This is a genomic window from Ktedonobacteraceae bacterium, from assembly GCA_035653615.1.
Lineage (GTDB): Bacteria > Chloroflexota > Ktedonobacteria > Ktedonobacterales > Ktedonobacteraceae > DASRBN01.
In genome coordinates, this window is the sequence record DASRBN010000025.1 from 212653 (window position 1) to 229817 (window position 17165).

The 17165-nt window shown below is 55.3% G+C and carries 13 protein-coding genes; 10 read left to right on the forward strand and 3 right to left on the reverse strand.

What is annotated here, in order from left to right; translation table 11 throughout:
* Positions 1-147 precede the first annotated feature (147 nt).
* Genes VFA09_13580 through VFA09_13595 form a run of 4 tightly spaced genes read left to right on the forward strand, consistent with a single transcriptional unit; the run spans position 148 to position 3986 of the window.
* A complete protein-coding gene (locus tag VFA09_13580) occupies positions 148-615 on the forward strand; it encodes a CBS domain-containing protein (protein HZU68300.1) in 468 nt (155 codons plus the stop codon).
* A gap of 16 nt (positions 616-631) precedes the next feature.
* Positions 632-1690 carry a pyruvate dehydrogenase (acetyl-transferring) E1 component subunit alpha gene (gene pdhA, locus VFA09_13585; GenBank protein ID HZU68301.1) on the forward strand — a complete coding sequence of 353 codons (1059 nt, stop codon included), beginning with the start codon at positions 632-634 and terminating at the stop codon, positions 1688-1690.
* On the forward strand, positions 1683-2672 hold the full coding sequence (locus VFA09_13590; protein ID HZU68302.1) for an alpha-ketoacid dehydrogenase subunit beta: 990 nt from the start codon (positions 1683-1685) through the stop codon (positions 2670-2672). The genes pdhA and VFA09_13590 overlap by 8 nt, the downstream gene beginning before the upstream one ends.
* 6 nt (positions 2673-2678) lie before the next feature.
* Complete coding sequence (locus VFA09_13595; protein ID HZU68303.1) at positions 2679-3986, forward strand: pyruvate dehydrogenase complex dihydrolipoamide acetyltransferase; 1308 nt, start codon at positions 2679-2681, stop codon at positions 3984-3986.
* 4 nt (positions 3987-3990) lie between these two features.
* On the opposite strand, the gene VFA09_13600 is transcribed toward VFA09_13595, so the two are convergent.
* From VFA09_13600 to VFA09_13610, 3 genes are all read right to left on the reverse strand, one after another.
* Entirely contained in the window at positions 3991-6348 is a 2358-nt protein-coding gene (locus VFA09_13600) for a glycoside hydrolase family 65 protein (GenBank protein HZU68304.1), read from the reverse strand.
* A gap of 249 nt (positions 6349-6597) precedes the next feature.
* On the reverse strand, positions 6598-7992 hold the full coding sequence (locus VFA09_13605; GenBank protein ID HZU68305.1) for an MFS transporter: 1395 nt from the start codon (positions 7990-7992) through the stop codon (positions 6598-6600).
* A gap of 402 nt (positions 7993-8394) precedes the next feature.
* A complete protein-coding gene (locus VFA09_13610; GenBank protein HZU68306.1) occupies positions 8395-9732 on the reverse strand; it encodes an MFS transporter in 1338 nt (445 codons plus the stop codon).
* Between the two features lie 186 nt (positions 9733-9918).
* On the opposite strand from VFA09_13610, the gene VFA09_13615 reads away from it, so the two are divergent.
* The 6 genes from VFA09_13615 (at position 9919) to VFA09_13640 (ending at position 17164) form a co-directional block, all read left to right on the forward strand.
* Positions 9919-12186: an ATP-binding protein gene (locus VFA09_13615; GenBank protein HZU68307.1), complete on the forward strand. Its 2268-nt coding sequence runs from the start codon at positions 9919-9921 to the stop codon at positions 12184-12186.
* 24 nt (positions 12187-12210) lie between these two features.
* A complete protein-coding gene (locus VFA09_13620; protein HZU68308.1) occupies positions 12211-12903 on the forward strand; it encodes a response regulator transcription factor in 693 nt (230 codons plus the stop codon).
* A gap of 13 nt (positions 12904-12916) precedes the next feature.
* Positions 12917-14215: an amidohydrolase family protein gene (locus VFA09_13625; GenBank protein HZU68309.1), complete on the forward strand. Its 1299-nt coding sequence runs from the start codon at positions 12917-12919 to the stop codon at positions 14213-14215.
* Positions 14216-14261: 46 nt separating this feature from the next.
* On the forward strand, positions 14262-14519 hold the full coding sequence (locus VFA09_13630; protein HZU68310.1) for a hypothetical protein: 258 nt from the start codon (positions 14262-14264) through the stop codon (positions 14517-14519).
* Between the two features lie 276 nt (positions 14520-14795).
* Positions 14796-15989 (forward strand): glycosyltransferase, encoded by a 1194-nt coding sequence (locus tag VFA09_13635; protein HZU68311.1) that lies wholly within the window; start codon positions 14796-14798, stop codon positions 15987-15989.
* Positions 15986-17164, forward strand: coding sequence for a glycosyltransferase (locus VFA09_13640; protein ID HZU68312.1), 1179 nt, complete (start codon positions 15986-15988; stop codon positions 17162-17164). Before VFA09_13635 ends, VFA09_13640 begins: the two co-directional genes overlap by 4 nt.
* Position 17165: the final 1 nt, after the last annotated feature.

Sequence of the window (17165 nt, forward strand, 5' to 3'; positions counted from 1 at the left end):
ACGAATAACCAGCCGGTAGTGAGACCTTTCGTTTGGACTGAAACGAAAAGGTACCATAGCACATACTATCAATGAAAAGCGAAAGACGGGCGACCACCAGAGTACGCCCCTACGGGTTATTTTCTTACTGAATAGAGAGGTGCGGGCATGAAAGCTGAAGATGTCATGACGACCAGGGTTATTACTGTTACGGAACAACAAAGCAAACAGGAGGCGGCGCGCCTGCTCTCCCAGCATCGTATCAGTGGCTTGCCGGTCGTCAATGATGAGAATGCAGTGGTGGGGGTTGTCAGCGAGTTTGATGTCATTAGCAAACAGGGTCAGACGGTTGGCCAGATTATGAGCCGCGATGTCATTAGTGTGACGCCGGATACCGACCTGGAAGTGGTACGCACTATCCTGGTCAATGAACGCATCAAACGTTTACCGGTGCTGGATCAGGGGCGGCTGGTAGGCATCGTCAGTCGCGCCGACCTGGTAAGACAGGTGGCTGAGCATTGGATATGCCCCGTATGCGGTGAAGTTGTACGGAGTGGGCAACAGCCCGAACGTTGTCCTCGCTGCGGGGCAAAAAACGTGTCCCGTTCCGTCGAACCGGCAGCTCCGGGGTCATAGAAAGGATGAGCTAAATTTGGACATTACGAGGAAACAACAGGCAGCTGCTCAAGCCCCCATTCCAGAGGGAGAAGACCGCGAGACGCTGCTTCGCTATTATCATGACATGCTGCTCATTCGCCGTTTTGAGGAAAAGGCCGGCGAAATGTATACAAGGGCCAAAATTGGCGGCTATTGTCACCTGAATCTGGGCGAGGAAGCTACTATTATCGGGTTCTGTGAGGGGCTGGAACCAGATGACTACGTCTATACGAACTACCGCGAGCATGGCTATGCCATTGGGCGCGGTATCTCACCGGGAGCGGTCATGGCCGAGTTATTCGGCAAGGAGACAGGAGCTTCCCGCGGAAGAGGCGGCTCTATGCACCTGTTCGATATCAATCGCCACTTTATGGGAGGTTACGCCATTGTGGGTGGGCAAGTTCCGCTGGCAACCGGAGCGGCTTTTGCGCTTGCTTATCGCAATGCGCGTGAAATTGTTGCCTGCCAGATGGGTGAAGGCACGACTAATGGAGGGGCTTTCTTCGAATCGCTCAACCTGGCCAAGATTTATCACCTGCCCATCGTCTACTTTGTCGTCAATAACCAGTACGGCATGGGACTGCGCGTAGAGCAGGGATCGGCGGTCGCCGAAATTTATCGCAAGGCCTGCGCTTTTGATATGGAAAGCTGGCGCGTTGATGGCACCGACGTGCTGGCTGTGCGGGATATCATGCGCCAGGCGGCAAAACTGGCACGCGAGCGGCATGAACCGAGCCTGGTTGAGGCTGTCAGCTTCCGTTTTCGCGGTCACTCCGTGGTTGATCCTGACCGCTATCGCGATCAGGAGCAGGTCAAAACAGAACGGGCCGCCAATGACCCCATTACAGCCTTTGCAGCACGCCTGCAAGCAGCATCGCTGGTCGATGAGCAGGGGCTGCAGCAGATCGAGCAGCAGGTAGATTCTGAAGTAGACCAGGCGGTTCAGTTCGCCGATCAGAGTCCCGATCCACCGTTGGATACGCTCTTCAACTACATTTATGCTCCATCTGAAACGGAGTCTGCCACCGCGGAGGGAGGAAGTAACAATGGCTGAGATGACCTATCGACAGGCACTGCATGATACGCTGCGCGAAGAACTGCTGCGAGACGAAAATGTGTTCCTGCTGGGTGAGGAAATCGGCACCTTCGAAGGCTCCTACAAGATCACGGCAGGCCTTCTCAATGAATTCGGCCCCAGGCGGGTGGTAGACACGCCTATCTGTGAAAATGGGTTCGTGGGCATGGCAACCGGCGCCGCAATGCTCGGGCTGCGCCCTATTGTAGAGATCATGACCATCAATTTCATTATCCTGGCTATGGACCAGATTGTCAATCATGCCGCCAAAATTTATTACATGTTTGGCGGCCAGTGCCCGGTGTCCATGGTTATTCGCACCCCAGGCGGCGGTGGGCAACAACTGGCGGCTACCCATTCCCAGAATCTAGAGGTCTGGTTCGCTCATGTCCCCGGTCTGAAGGTTGTAGCGCCATCCACACCAGCCGATGCCCGCGGCATGCTGCGTACTGCCGTGCGTGATAACAATCCGGTGATCTTTCTGGAAAACCTGGCACTTTATAATGTCAAGGGCGATGTTCCTGATGGCGACTATATGATTCCTTTCGGTAAAGCTAAAGTGACGAAGGAAGGCAGGGATTTGACCGTGATCAGCTATTCGCGTATGGCGGCGGTAGCTCTGGATGTCGCTCGTCGTATAGAACAGGAAAATGGGCTGAGTATTGAGGTTGTCGATGTACGTTCGCTACGACCCCTGGACATTGATACCATCGTCAATTCCGTCAAGAAAACGAATCGCGCCATTGTCTTCGAGGAGGACTGGCTCTCGTTCGGCGTGGGGGCGGAAATCGTGTCCCGCATACAGGAGGGGGCTTTCGACTATCTGGACGCGCCCATCAAGCGAGTAGCCAGTGTGGAGGTTCCATTGCCCTACTCCAAACCTTTAGAGCTGGCAGCGTTGACGGGGGCCAAACAGCTAGAGGAGGCTATTCAAGAACTCGCGCCCCGCCGCAGGAGGTAGAATACGATGCCCGAAATAACTATGCCGCGACTCAGCGATACAATGCAGGAGGGTACGATTGCGCGCTGGCTCAAGAAGCCAGGCGACAAGGTCAACAAAGGCGATATCCTGGGAGAGATCGAGACCGATAAAGCGACTATGGACCTGGAGGCCTACGACGCCGGCGTGCTAGAACAAATTTTGGTGCAGGAGGGCGAAACGGCCTCGATAGGCCAGCCCATAGCCATTATCGGCACAGGAACCGCTGCTGCTGCTCAACCCCAACAAGAGCAGCCTGCCAGGGCTGCTGCCGCTTCGGACGAACAAACAGCACAACCTGCTCCTCCGGTATCGTCCGCTCCTCCTGCTGCACCGGCCGCCAGCGCTCAACGCGAGGCCGCCCCTGCCGGAAACGGAGCAGTCAAGGCGTCGCCACTGGCTCGTCGCATGGCTGAAGAATATGGCCTCGATTTGAGTCAAATTCATGGTACCGGACCCGGTGGGCGCATCGTGCGCGATGATATTCTGGATTTCCGGGAGGAGCATCAACCGGCAGTCGCCCAGGCACCACAGCAGGCCCCGGCAGCTGCCCCTGCTCCCGCTCCTGCCACACAGCCCGCTCCCACGACGGCACCTGCTATTCCACCTGATGCCGAGGTCGTCAAACTCACGCGCGTGCAGCAGCTTATCGCAAAACGGTTGACCGAATCGAAGCAGACGATCCCGCACTACTATATCAGTAGCGAGGTCGATATGACCGATCTGCTGGCGATGCGCCAGACCCTCAATGCGTCTGCTGGCGAAGAAGGGGAGAAGATTACCGTCAATGACCTGATTATGAAGGCGGCGGCCCTGGCCCTGGAGAAATTTCCTGAAGTGAATAGCACGCTTAAAGACGATTCCTTTATCCGCTACAAGCATATCAACATCGGTATGGCCGTCGACGCGCCGACCGGGCTGGTGGTGCCTGTTATCCGCGATACCAACATCAAAGGAGTGCGCTCCATCGCCCGCGAATCCAAAGCGTTGATCGCGAAGGCCCGCAATAATAAGCTGGCTCCTGCCGACCTGGAGGGCGGAACCTTTTCGGTCTCGAACCTGGGTATGATGGATACCTCTACCTTTATTGCGGTCATCAATCCTCCCCAGGCGGCAATTCTGGCGGTGGCAGCGGCTCGGAAGCAGTTTGTTCCCATCGATGGACAGCCTGTCATCCGCGATATGATGACCATGACCCTGTCCGCCGATCACCGTATTATCTCTGGGGCCACGGTCGCTCGTTTCCTGCAAGAGGTCAAGCGGCTACTCCAGAATCCATATAGCCTGTTGGGTTAATAAATCAGGAGCGATGTTCCCCGCGTGGGGTTGGTGCGCGTCCTGGTGGTTCAGCCGGTCGTGGTCCAGCGTGGATAGGTGGAATGGGCCGCGTTACCGGCTTATCTGCTTCCAGGCGTATTTCCTCGCCATGGTGCCATGTCTTGAGCGGTGAACCTTCGAGAAGATGATACGTTGCTTCCGAGTCCTTTACTTCGACACGCAGGCGGCTGCCGCGAAACAGGATATTGAAAACCAGTCGAGTAATATTCCGCGGTATCCGGGGCGCGAAGGATATTGCTCCGTCCTGCCAGCGCAGGCCTCCAAATCCGGCTACCAGCACCGTCCAGCTTCCTGCTAACGAAGCAATATGAAGCCCATCTTTTGTATTATGTTCCAGGTCGTCAAGGTCCATCAATGCTGCCTCTCCCAGGTAATCATAGGCAAGTTCGAGTTGTCCCACCTCAGCGGCCATGACTGCCTGCGGGGCTGCTGATAGCGATGAATCGCGTACGGTCAAAGGCTCGTAATAGGCGAAGTTACGGGCCTTCATCTCCGCAGAAAACGCGCTGCTGAAGAGTTGCATCGCCAGAACCAGGTCTGCCTGTTTGATGACCTGTTTGCGATAGAGATCAAAATAGGGGAAATGCAGGAACAGTGGGTACTGGTCAGGCCTGGTATCGGCGAAATTCCATACCTCATATTCGGTAAAATGCTCGTCTTGCGGTGTCACCTGCAGGCGCTGATCATAAGGGATCAGCATCTTTTCGGCGGCACTGCGCCAGCGTGAAATTTCTCCGGCCTCTACTCCAAGTTTCTCTGCTATTTTGGGATGGCGCTCAGCTGCATCTGCTGCAGCGCGCAGGTTAAGCTGCGCCATCAGGTTGGTGTAAACGTTGTTATCGGCCAGGGCGCTGTACTCGTCGGGACCGGTCACGCCATCGATGCTGAAATGCCCACTCGCATCTTCAAAGCCAAGCGAACGCCACAAACGGGCCGTCTCTACGAGCAGTTCTACGCCGACCTCTTCTTCAAACTTACTGTCACCAGTGGCGCCAAGGTAGTGAACCACAGCATATGCGATATCCGCGTTGATGTGGAAAGCGGCGGTACTCGCGGGCCAGTAGCCTGAACATTCCTCGCCCGCAATCGTGCGCCAGGGAAAAGCCGCCCCTTTAAATCCGAGCTGGTGGGCACGCTCCTTCGCCTTGTCCAGAATCGAGTAGCGCCAGCGTAGGGCATCGGCAGCTGCGGCAGGCTGGGTCAGTGTCAAAACTGGCAGGACGAATGTCTCGGTATCCCAGAAGGTGTGACCGTCGTAGCCAGGCCCCGTCAATCCTTTTGCCGGGATTGGGCGTCGTTCTCCGCGTGCTCCTGCTTGTAAGACGTGGAAGAGCGAGAAACGCACTGCCTGCTGTATCTCTGGATCTCCTTCAAGTTCGACATCAGCATGCGACCAGAAATCGTCCAGGTAGTCGCGCTGTTCTTTGAGCAATCCTTCCCAACCGGTTGAGCGCGCGGCTGACAGTGCCGCACGAACCTGGTCGTGGATCGCGGGCCGCGAGCGCACGCTTGACCAGCCATAGGCAATGAACTTGGTAATCCGTAAACGTTCGCCCGGCTTTAGTGTCACGGTGATGGTGACACGAGCGACATCAGGAGAGCTTTCGGACGTGACTTCCATTCCCTCGGGTCCCTCGATGATATGGTCCATCGCGGCCCCTATGCGCAAACCGCTCAACTTCGTGTGATGAATGAGCAGTCCGGCTGCGTCATGTGCCCAGTCTTCTTCGCTCACCAATGGCGATTGAATAGTCGCGGCGGCACGCGGATCCATACCGGCGTCAGGTTGTTCTTCGTTCGCTACCAATTCCGACTGGACAACCATACGCGCCGGATTATCTACCGGCTCGACCTCGTAGCTGATTGCCGCGATAGCACGCTGTGTAAATGAAACCATACGCGTGGACGATACCCTGATGGTGCGTCCGGCCGGTGAGGTCCAGCGAACGTTGCGGCGCAAGACTCCGGCGCGAAAATCAAGCTCGCGTTCATGTTCTTCGAGCGTGCCATATCGTACATCGAAAGGTTCATCGTCCACCAGCAGGCGGATCAGCTTGCCGTTCGTCACATCGATGACCGTCTGATCGGACTCAGGGTAGCCGTATCCCCTTTCGGCATAGGGCAGAGGGCGTAATTCGTAAACAGAATTCAAATACGTGCCGGGAATACCGTGCGGCTCGCCCTCGTCAAAGTTACCGCGCAATCCAATATGCCCATTAGAGAGCGCAAAAACAGATTCGGTCGGCGCCAGTTTATCCAGGTCCAGTTGCGTTTCGTGTACGCTCCAGGGTTCGACAGTAAAGGCAGGATGCTCAATCATTGGATTTTTTCCTTCAAATGTTTCTTAATGCCAGGCAGTCATACTTTTATCGCAGTACCCATTTAGAAACATACAAAATAGGGATGAAAGGTTTCAAGGTTAACATCCTCTAAGCGCTTGAATTTATACAGTTGGACAAACAGCAGTTGAGGCGTAAGAAGTCCCTGATTGCTTTGGGGCCAAAAAGACGAGAAGGCCACCAGTACAGGTTGGTGGCCTTCCATAAATGCCGGAAAAATGCTCGTCCGATTAGTCGGTGCCGGCCAGCACGACCTCATCCTCAGTGATCTTGAAAGCCTCAACATTCGAGATATCTGCTTTCGTCAGTTCTCTCAGACCAAGCACTGAGGCGAATGAGATAACCGCGAGAATGATGATGTAGATCGAATCTGCCTGCCAGGAGCCGGCGCCGATACTCACCACAACTTTGCTCAGACCGAGCGGGGCCAGGTTACTCTTCCCATTAAGCAGTATCAGGGCGATGATTGGAGCCAATCCACCGGCAAATGGCGCGGCAAGTTGATAGCCCAGAGAGGCGCCACTATAGCGCGCCCGCGTTCCGAAACGCTCTGCGATGAGGGCCGCTTGAGGACCGTATACCCAGGCATGGAACATAGCGAGGGAGAGGACAACGGCCAGGATAAAGACGGCGCTCACTTTCGTATTCATCAACAAAAAGTACGGGAAGGCGAAGGCGGCCATCAGCACGCAGCCAATCAGGTACCATCTGCGCCGTCCGACATAATCAGACAGGTAGCCAAAAAGCGGGATCGTAAAGAGTTCCACGACCGCGGCAATGGTGATGGCATTCAGGATCAAGGTTCTATCCAGCAGGAGCTTGTCCACGCCATAGGTGATGACAAAGGTGCTGAAGAGGTAGAACGGGGCCTGTTCGACAAACCGCGCGCCGGCGCTGAGCAGAATTTCGGGAGTGCTATGCCGGAATGCCTCGATGATTGGGGCTTTGACATCGCGCTCCTGTCTTTTCACCTCAGTAAAGAGCGGCGTCTCCAGGACTCTCAAGCGAATATACAGGCCGATAGCGATGAGCAGCGCGCTAATGAAGAATGGGATGCGCCATGCCCAGGTCAGGAAGGCCGGGCCTGAAGCGGCCTGCACGATATTGACAATCACCGTTGAGCAGATGAGTCCTACAGGTACGCCCATCTGCGGCCAGCTTGCCCAGAATCCCCGATTACGCCTATGGCCGTATTCGAGGGCGAGCAGAACGGAACCACCCCACTCACCGCCGACTCCCAGCCCCTGGCCCAGGCGTAGAACGACAAGAATAACAGCGGCAGCGATTCCCCAGGTGGCATAGCCGGGCAGGAATCCGATGATCAACGTCGAAAGGCCCATCAGCAGGAGTGTGGCAATCAGTGTGGATTTTCGACCAATACGGTCGCCCAGGTGTCCAAAGAGCGCTCCACCAAAAGGACGAGCGATAAAGCCAACGAGGAAGGTGAACAATGACAGGAGGGTGCCTACGAAGACGTTAGATTCAGGGAAAAAGACCTTGGGAAAGACGAGGGTTGACATCGTGCCATAGAGAAAAAAGTCGTACCATTCGATAGCCGTGCCAATGGTACTTGAGAAGATGACAGGCGTCATTGATTGCGCCTGTACAGTGTTATCAGTCGCCATGATTTCCTCCGTATTCGCAAAAAACTTCACTTTACCGCAACCTGATTGGGAAAAGCGTGACGAAGAACTGTCGTATGTTCTGCTTTACCTCCTTTCTCACGGTCGTGCCACTCTGATCTCACGGTCGTGCCACTCTGATCTCACGGCCGCGTCATTCTGAGCGCAGCGAAGAATCGGTGCCACGTTGTGCTGAGATTCTTCGCTGCGCTCAGAATGACACGACTGGAGCCGCTCAGGGCTGCGCTCAGAATGACACGACCGGCTTTGATTGGTAACATCCAACAGAGTGTGACGAAGAACAGCGGGCGACCACCAGGGTACGCTCCTACGGAAAGCATAGAAGACGCGGGTAAATATTACATAAACAAAGTGAGGAAGATGTAAACAAATGTATAAATATTTTTAAGCCTCTTCAGCAGGGGCTTGTCCGGCAAAATCCTTTAACGACAAAGCAGCAAAGAACGAGACCAGGGCGGTGGCGACAATATACAGCGCGATAAGCCCCCAGGCAGGGGTAACGAGGGATTGAGACGAGGAGGGTGCCAGCAGGTAGGTGGCAACGATGGGGGCAGGCCCGCCGGCGATAATTGAGGCCAGTTGATAACCCAGTGAAGTTCCGGTATAACGCAGCCTGGTAGGAAAGCGCTCGGCGATGAAAGAAGACTGCGGGCCATAAAGACAGGCGTGGGCGCATCCCAACGCGAGCGCGAGCGACAGAACAACCAGGCCGGGAATCCTGGTGTTGAGTAACAGGAAGTAGGGAAACGCGAAAAGCATCATCGCCAGCGCGCCACAGATGGTTGTAGAGCGTCGCCCAATACGGTCTGAGAGCGCGGCAAAAGCTGGCATGGTAAAGAACGAAACACCGGCGGCGACGATCAGGCCGGTATAGAGCAGCGGCGCATCCAGGTGGAGAACCTGCACGCCATACGAAAGCGCAAAGGTGGTAAAGATATAGAAAGGAGCCTGTTCGCCGCAGCGAACAAGCGCCGAGAGTAAAATTTCCTGCCAGTGGAGTCGCCAGGCATCCCAAAATATGGGTGTGGTTTGCAAGCGAGATTTCAGGCGCAGGAAAGCGGGCGTTTCAGGGATGCGCAGGCGGATGTACAGGCCAACTACTACCAGCATTGAACTGAGCAGGAAAGGCATACGCCAGCCCACGCTCTGGAAAGCTTCACCAGGATACAGGTTCTCGAAGAGCAGGATGGAAGCCGAGGAAAGCGCCAGACCTATGGGAACCCCGGTCTGTGGCCAGCTTGTCCAGAAACCCCTGTGGCGCTGCTCGCTAAACTCCATTGTCAACAGGACTGAGCCGCCCCACTCGCCTCCCACGCCAACGCCCTGGAGAAATCGCAGCAATGCCAGCAGCAGAGGCGCCACAATCCCCAGGCTTGCATAGCCGGGAAGCACTCCCATCAGCATCGTCGTAATACCGATCAATAACAGTGTCGCTACCAGGGTCGATTTGCGCCCAACGCGATCACCGAAGCGGCCAAACAAAGCGCCGCCCAGGGGACGCGCCACGAAGCCGACAAAGTTAGCGGTGAATGACGCCACGATCCCGGTAGATGGGTCGAGTCGTGGGAAGAAGACCACCGGGAAAACCGTCACGGCCAGAAAACTGTAATAAAAGAAATCGGACCATTCGATCGCTGAGCCAAGCGTACTGGCAACGATGATTGGAAAAAGGGTTTCTCGGGTAGTCGTCTCGTCCTTTCTTTCCAGGTCAAGAACCGGCATTGATCCTCCTCTTTTGTTTGAAAGTGAGTGTACCTGGAATACTGTAAAAAATCCGTAAACGGAACTATCCCTGAAATAAACAAAAATATAAATATTTCTCTCTTGCACGCCCAAACAATTGAATTGCTGGCCAGATTAGCACATACTATAAAGTAATTGGGCAATGCTTTCCAGAGGAGGAGAACCATGCTAAAGATACTGGAGCGTAAGATTACCCTGCAACTGCTGGTCTTTTACGCCCTGTTTGTCATTCCTCTCCTGCTGGGTGGTTTAGAACTCTATTTTTTCCAGTATAATGCGTTGCAACAAAGCGCGCAACAGGCCGACCTGGCCCTGGCTCAGTCCATTGCGCAAAACGTGGAAACCCAGGTACACAATGTGGGACAGGAGGCTATGGAACTGGTACATAGCCAGGCGGTGATTCAACTCAATCGCCTGCAGATGCTCTCGCTCTTCACCGTTTCAAAACAGATACATCCTGAAATCAGTCAGTATGTCATTTGCGACCCATCCGGCAAAGTGGTGTTGAATTATCCTGCGGGTCCAACCAGTTGCGGACAAAATTTCAGTGGCCCCGATTATTTTCAAAAGGTTCCGCGCGGCAACAGTTACGTCGTCTCTGCTGACCGCATCATTCAATCGGGCGGTTCCTACGTCGTCCCGGTTGCAACAGGGATTAGCGATGGCCACAACCACTTGATCGGTGTGATGATTCTCAATCTTTCGTTGGCACAACTGAACGCGCATCTGAAAGCTGTGCAGCAGCAACTAACCGCCAATGGCGAGGTACGCATCTGGATCATCGATAGTAATGGCGATACTATTGCTAACACGGTTGGAGTTTCCCCGCGGAGCAGTCTTTTACGGCGCATCCCCAGCCTGCGGATTGCCTTGCGGGGCAAAGCTGGGAACCTGGTTGCCCAGGATGAGCAGCGAGGCTGGCTGTATAGCTATGTCCCGGTCAGCGGTACAAAGTGGGCGGTAGCCGTGGGCCGGCCCGTGGATGCGACGTTTGCGACAGCCATTAGCTTTCAACACAGCCTGATCATTGCGCTGGTGATGTTGTTAGTCGGGGCAAGCGTTTTCTGGTTCGTCATGCATGGCTGGGTAGTCGCGCCGATCAGCCGCCTGGCGCAGGCCGTGGCGATGATGAGGCCGGATCAGACGGTGAAAGTGACCGCTAGCAAGCGGCTGGCCAGGGAAAAGAGCCGTCAAGACGAGATTGGTCGCCTGGTGAATGCCTTCTCGACGATGGAAGAGGAGATGCATGAACTCTTCCGCAAGAGTGACGCGCAAAGCCATACACGCTTGCAAACGCTGGATGCGATTATGCGCAGTATGTACGAGGGCGTTTTATTGGAGAGCCCTTCCGGGCAAATCGTCTACGCCAATCAGCGTTTTACGCGCTTTGTGGGCATCTCCGCTCAGGAAATGCTGTCCGACTCCTTCCAGGAATCGCGTTTGACCGAGCGCCTGGAGGCTTTGATGGAGGCGCCAGAGGCATACCATGAGGCGCTTGCTTCCGCGGAACGCGGCGACGGCCCCCAGGTGATCGCATTCTGGATGCGTGGATACTACAATCAATTTGGTCAGCTGGTTCCTTCGCGACGGCATATCCGTATGCGCCTCTTTGAGGTACGAGATATGACCGGCCAGCTGATTGGGCGAGGCAAGATTTTCAACGATGTGACGCAGCAAAGCGAGGCTGAGCAGGTGAAAAAGAACCTGCTGGCGATTGTCTCGCACGAATTACGCACGCCGCTAACTTCGATTAAGGGCTATGCAACCAGCTTGCTCGAGACGGATGTAGAACTGGATGCCGCCACGCAGCGCGATTTTCTCCAGCGCATTGTCGAGGAAGAGGACCGTATGGCCGAACTGGTGACCAGTCTGCTGGAGATGTCGCAGTTGGAGGCCGGTACGTTGAAGCTGGTGCCAGACCTGTACAGGTTGGATACGCTGATCGAGCGGGCGGTCAAGGCGGCGAAAAGCGACAATTTACCTATCCATATCGCTCTACCAGCGGAGTTGCCCGTGTTACGCGTAGATGGGCGCAGGATAGAGATGGTTTTGCGCAATATTCTTGAGAATGCGCAGAGATATGCAGGCGATGGAGCCGAGGTAGAAATTGCTATGCGTTACGCCCGCGATCAGGAAGATGAGGGCATCTTCCTGACCATCGCAGATAATGGCCCTGGTTTGCCGGGCGACCTGACCGAGCGCATTTTCGAGCGCTTTTACCAGGTCGATAGTGGAAGGAGGCGTGGCAGCAGCGGTGTGGGATTGGGGCTGGCGATTTGCCGTGGCTTTATCGAGGCCCATGGTGGGCGTATCTGGGCCGAGAATCGAACGGAGAACGGGGGTGGCGCGATCTTCACGATCTGGCTGCCACAGCGTTTAGTGCATGTGCGCGGCGCGCAAAACAATCCTTTTGAACTGGGAAGAGCATTGTGAATTGATGGGAAGGTGTGTCAGCATATGCCACAAGAAAAGCATGTCCTGGTTGTGGATGACGAACCGGATATTCAGCATTTTATGCGGCGCAATCTGGAGTTACGGGGTTTTAAGGTTTCGCTTGCCGGCAATGGACTGGAAGCGCTGGCCTTCTTCGAGAAGGGCAACTTCGAATTGGTGATCCTGGATATCATGATGCCGGGCATGGATGGGCTGGAAGTGTGCCGCAGAATCCGCCAGCGCAGCACTGTGCCGATTATTATGCTGACCGCGCTTGGTGAAGAAGCCGACAAGATCGCGGCGCTGGATCAGGGGGCCGATGATTATCTGACCAAGCCGTTCGGGGTGGGAGAATTGCTGGCGCGGGTCAGAGCCGTATTGCGGCGCAATCACTGGGCGGAGCAACCTGTTTCGGTTGGCACGCGGCGCTTTGGCGAGCTGGAAATCGACTTCGAGCAGCGGCGTGTATGGAAAGATGGCATGCTGGTAAAGCTCTCGCCCACGGAATTTGCCTTGCTGCAAGAACTGGCGCTGCATCCCGGCAAGATTTTCACGCACGAGGCGCTGCTGAGGCGAGTGTGGGGAACGGAATACCATAGCGAGACCGAATACCTGCGTGTCTACATTGGCCGCCTGCGCCGCAAACTCGAAAACGATCCCGCGCGCCCGGCGCATCTTTTAACCGAACCCGGAATTGGCTATTATATGGTGAAATAAGGAAGATCGTATCATGCCCGACCTTACTATCCCCGTTGCCCTGAAACATGTGACACTGATCGATGGCACCGGTTCTGCACCGCGTGAAAACGTAGTGATTGTCTTGCGAGAGAAACGCATTGACTTCGTTGGTGACGCAGCCCAGTGGCAGCCGGAAGAACATGAACAGGTAATCACGCTCGATTTGAGTGGACGCTATGTATTACCAGGATTAATCGATTGTCATGTACACCTGGCCATGGATGGCCCACCTGATAGCAGATTGCAAGGCGATTGGGCCTGGACGACATTACTAATGCTCAAACACGCCCAGAACAGCCTGGCCGCCGGTGTCACGACCGTCCGAGATGTAGGAGGGCGGCATGGCCTCGAGTTCTCGGTTCGTCGCTCCATTGAACAAGGTCTCTGGACAGGCCCGCGCATGCAGTTGGCGGGAAAGCTGCTCTCCATCACCTCGGCAGGCACAGAATATTTTGATGGCATGTATCGCGAGGCCGATGGTGTCGAGGAGGTACGCAAAGGGGTGCGCGAGCAGTTGAAAGCGGGCGCGGACCTGATTAAGGTGATGGCAACCGGGGCCGTCCTCACTCCGGGTGAACAGCCAGGCGCGGTACAATTTGACCTCGACGAATTAACCGTTGCGGTAGAGGAAGCCAGCAAGGTCGGTAAGCCCGTCGCTGCTCACGCCCATGCACTGGAAGGCATACGCAATGCCGTAGCTGCCGGAGTGCGCACGATTGAACATGGCACCTACCTCAATCGGGATGAGCGACTGATGGCAACGATGGCCGAGCGCGGAATTTTTCTGGTGCCTACATTGAAGGCAGGCTTTGATATTTTGCAAGGAGACCGTCCTGGCATTCCTGCATGGATTCGCGAGAAGATGAAGACCGTCCAGGAAGATGCGCTGCTCAGCGTGCGACGTGCAGCTGAGTTCGGCATTCCTATAGCCATGGGAACCGATGCCGCCACGCCATACAACTATCATGGTGATAACGCGATGGAACTGCTCTGGATGCAGCAGGCCGGGCTTTCGACGATGCAGGCCATTATCGCTTCTACTGCCAATGCCGCACGCGCGCTCGGCTGGGATTCCTGGCTGGGAACGATTGAGCCGGGTAAGGTGGCAGACCTGCTTGTCGTTGACGGCAATCCGCTCGATAATCTACACCTGCTCGCAGACCGCCGCCATATCGAGCTGGTCTTCAAGGATGGTCAGGTTGTAGCAGGGCCACTTTCAGAGCTTAATGGAGTGCCAGAATCGGTATTAGCAGGCGCCTGGATTTGCTGTGGCCTTCCCGCTCCCTTGTAGGGGCAGGTCTGGTACCTGTCCTTGTTGGGGTGCCAGGACCCGGGAATTGACGGAAGCTGGCTTTTCCGGGGCCATTACCCATGCTCTTCCATTTGAGTCCCATTATGCTTCGCTCGATGCGTTCCTGCAATCGACAGCAAGCAGGTTGACCGCCGGTGTGATGGGGCAGCCCAGCAAACCTGAGCAACAGCACCTGTTGAGGGAGGTGAGGCAGGCATTGAGCCAGTTTGAGGGATCTGATGGCCTGGTGGCTCCAGCAGAATTCTTGCTCGGTGTGGGAAGCAAAGAGATGAGACCATGCTGACCCTTCAAAGCAACGCCTTCCTCGTTGCCGCACGGCAAGCTTCAGATTACTCACTTCGTTGTGTAATCGGCCAGAGTATATTCAATACTGGAGAATCAGCAGAAGTTGGACAGAGATTCTTCGCTGCGCTCAGAATGACATGGCCGATGATGAGAATGGGTCGATGATGGGAATAGGTCGATTAGTGAGAATAGGTCGATGATGAGAATGGGTCGATTGACACGGTGGAAAGGAAGGGCAGAGATGGTACAATGACGAGACGAAAGGAGGAGCTTGATGCTTGATTGGCTGGCTTATGGACTGACATCACTCTTTGCCCTTGATCGAGTTTTGAAGCTGACTGCGATACTGCACTTTTTTCGTCGTCCCATACCGCCTGCGCCCGTAAGGTGGCCGAGCATCACGCTGTTTCAGCCGATTACACGTGGCGTAAGTGGATTGCCTGATTCGTTGAGGTCGCGGTTGCGCCTGGATTATCCGGCGCCAATTCAACACCTGCTGATCTGTGACGCGGGCGATAGCGAAATGATTGCCGAATGCGAGGCGGCATTGGGACAGGGACAAGCCGCTGTCCCTACAGTATTTCCTTTGTTGCAGGCGGAGATCATGCGAGTGGAAACACATCATGGCGCGATCGCGACGAAGACTGAGAAACTACTGGCGGCAATTCCTCACGCGACCGGCGAAGTCTACTGGTTTCTTGATGATGATGTGGCACTGCGTCCAGAGGCGGCGCGTCTCATGATACCCTATCTTTATCAACCGGGAGCGGGTGCCGTCTTCGGTCTGGCCTGCTACACAAACTGGCGCACGCTGTGGTCGAGCCTGATGAGCGCGTTCGTCAATGCCAATGCTCTTTTGAGCTACATTCCGATTACCTACCTGACCGAGCCGTACACGATTACGGGTCACTGTTTTGCCTTGAGACGCGAAGTGTTCGAGGCGGCCGGGGGATTTTCGAGCATGGAGCAGCGCATTGACGACGACCATGAGCTGGCGCGGCGCGTTCGCCAGCTGGGTTTGCGCTGTGTGCAGACGCCGATGATCTACGACGTGAATAACGATTTCGATTCGCTGAGCGCGTATAACAAACAGGTGAAGCGCTGGTTTATCTTTCCGCGCCAGGCGATGCTGCCGTACCTGACACGATGGGAGAAGACCGTCTCGTTTATTGGCAGCGCGAGCAACCTGCTGCCCGCTCTGCTTGTGTTGCTGGCCGTTGTTACGCGCAGGCGTTCCGCATTGCAGGCGCTGGGCATGAGCCTGGGCCTGTTCATCGCTGTTTACGCGGTGTGCCAACGGGGTTATCTGAAGCGGCACATGCCGGTGAAGCGCTGGGTTTTGTTGCCGTTTGTAGCGCTGATCATTCCGCTTCAGATACTGAAGGCGCTGATCTCAAACGAGGAGATCGAATGGCGCGGCCAGCGCTTGCGTATTCGGCGCGGCGGGAAAATGGAGGTGCTTTCATGAAGAAGGTATGGCTGCTGGCGGGTCTGCTGATGCTGTTCGAACGCATATGGAAGCACTGGCTGGTGATGCGATTTTTCCGGCGTCCCATTCCAGCGACCGTCACTGAGCCGGCCCTGGTAAGCATTCTTCAACCGGTTCTCAGTGGCGACCCGACTATGCTTACTTGCCTTGAGCGCAGCCTGCAACTGGCGAGCCGCTATCGATTGGAGTTTATCTGGTTGGCCGATAGCGATGATGACGCCGGCCTGCGCACCTGCGAGCAATTAATGGCTCGCTATCCTGAACGCTCTGTGCGGCTCATCACCTTACCACCACCACCAGAAAGCTGCAATCCGAAGGTGTTCAAGCTGATAGAAGGCGCGAGAATCGCTCGTGGTGAGATACTGTGCGTGCTTGACGATGATACGATGCTGCCCGATACTGGTCTTGAGATGTGCCTGCCGTTCCTCGATTTGCCCGGTGTTGGACTGGCTTTTGGCCTGCCTTACTACGTCAATTTTTCAGACACGTGGTCGAGTATGGTTTCCGCCTTCGTCAATAGCAATAGTTTGCTGACCTATATTCCTTATACGGCAGTGACACGGCCTTTTACGATCAATGGCATGTTTTATGCGATGCGACGCGAGATATTGGAAGAGATCGGCGGTTTTGAGGCAATATCACATATTTTTGCCGATGATTTCGCCGTGGCACAGTTAGTGCGCTCGCATGGTTATCGACTGGCACAAACTCCGCTTTGCCATGGCATCAGCACGCAGGTTCGGGGGCCGCGGCGCTATCTGAGTTTGATCCAGCGCTGGTTTGTTTTGCCTCGCGAGTCGCTGTTGCGTCACCTGAGTTTGCGCGACCGGCTGATTGTCTACGGGTTGGGATTGATTCCGGCGCTCTATCCATTGCTGCTCGTACTGTGCCTGCTGGTACGCCCATCGCGTCGTCTTTTTAGCTACACATTGCTCTACTACGGCTACAATTATACCATCTTTGCCCACTTCAACAGGCGCTACCTGCGAGGAGCGACACCATGGCGTAAGTCGTGGCTGGTGCCGCTGATGCAGGTGATTTTTCCGATCCAGTTGCTTGTGGCCCTGCTTTCATCGCAGCGCATCAACTGGCGCGGGAACATTGTAGAAGTAGAACGCGGTGGTGGCTTCCATTATGTGCAGAGACGCGGGTAAT

Bases quoted from the DNA above. Each gene is read 5' to 3' on its own strand.
- VFA09_13580 (HZU68300.1), top strand. From the start codon at position 148: ATGAAAGCTGAAGATGTCATGACGACCAGGGTTATTACTGTTACGGAA.
- VFA09_13590 (HZU68302.1), top strand. From the start codon at position 1,683: ATGGCTGAGATGACCTATCGACAGGCACTGCATGATACGCTGCGCGAA.
- VFA09_13595 (HZU68303.1), top strand. From the start codon at position 2,679: ATGCCCGAAATAACTATGCCGCGACTCAGCGATACAATGCAGGAGGGT.
- VFA09_13600 (HZU68304.1), bottom strand. From the start codon at position 6,348: ATGATTGAGCATCCTGCCTTTACTGTCGAACCCTGGAGCGTACACGAA.
- VFA09_13605 (HZU68305.1), bottom strand. From the start codon at position 7,992: ATGGCGACTGATAACACTGTACAGGCGCAATCAATGACGCCTGTCATC.
- VFA09_13610 (HZU68306.1), bottom strand. From the start codon at position 9,732: ATGCCGGTTCTTGACCTGGAAAGAAAGGACGAGACGACTACCCGAGAA.
- VFA09_13615 (HZU68307.1), top strand. From the start codon at position 9,919: ATGCTAAAGATACTGGAGCGTAAGATTACCCTGCAACTGCTGGTCTTT.
- VFA09_13620 (HZU68308.1), top strand. From the start codon at position 12,211: ATGCCACAAGAAAAGCATGTCCTGGTTGTGGATGACGAACCGGATATT.
- VFA09_13625 (HZU68309.1), top strand. From the start codon at position 12,917: ATGCCCGACCTTACTATCCCCGTTGCCCTGAAACATGTGACACTGATC.
- VFA09_13635 (HZU68311.1), top strand. From the start codon at position 14,796: ATGCTTGATTGGCTGGCTTATGGACTGACATCACTCTTTGCCCTTGAT.
- VFA09_13640 (HZU68312.1), top strand. From the start codon at position 15,986: ATGAAGAAGGTATGGCTGCTGGCGGGTCTGCTGATGCTGTTCGAACGC.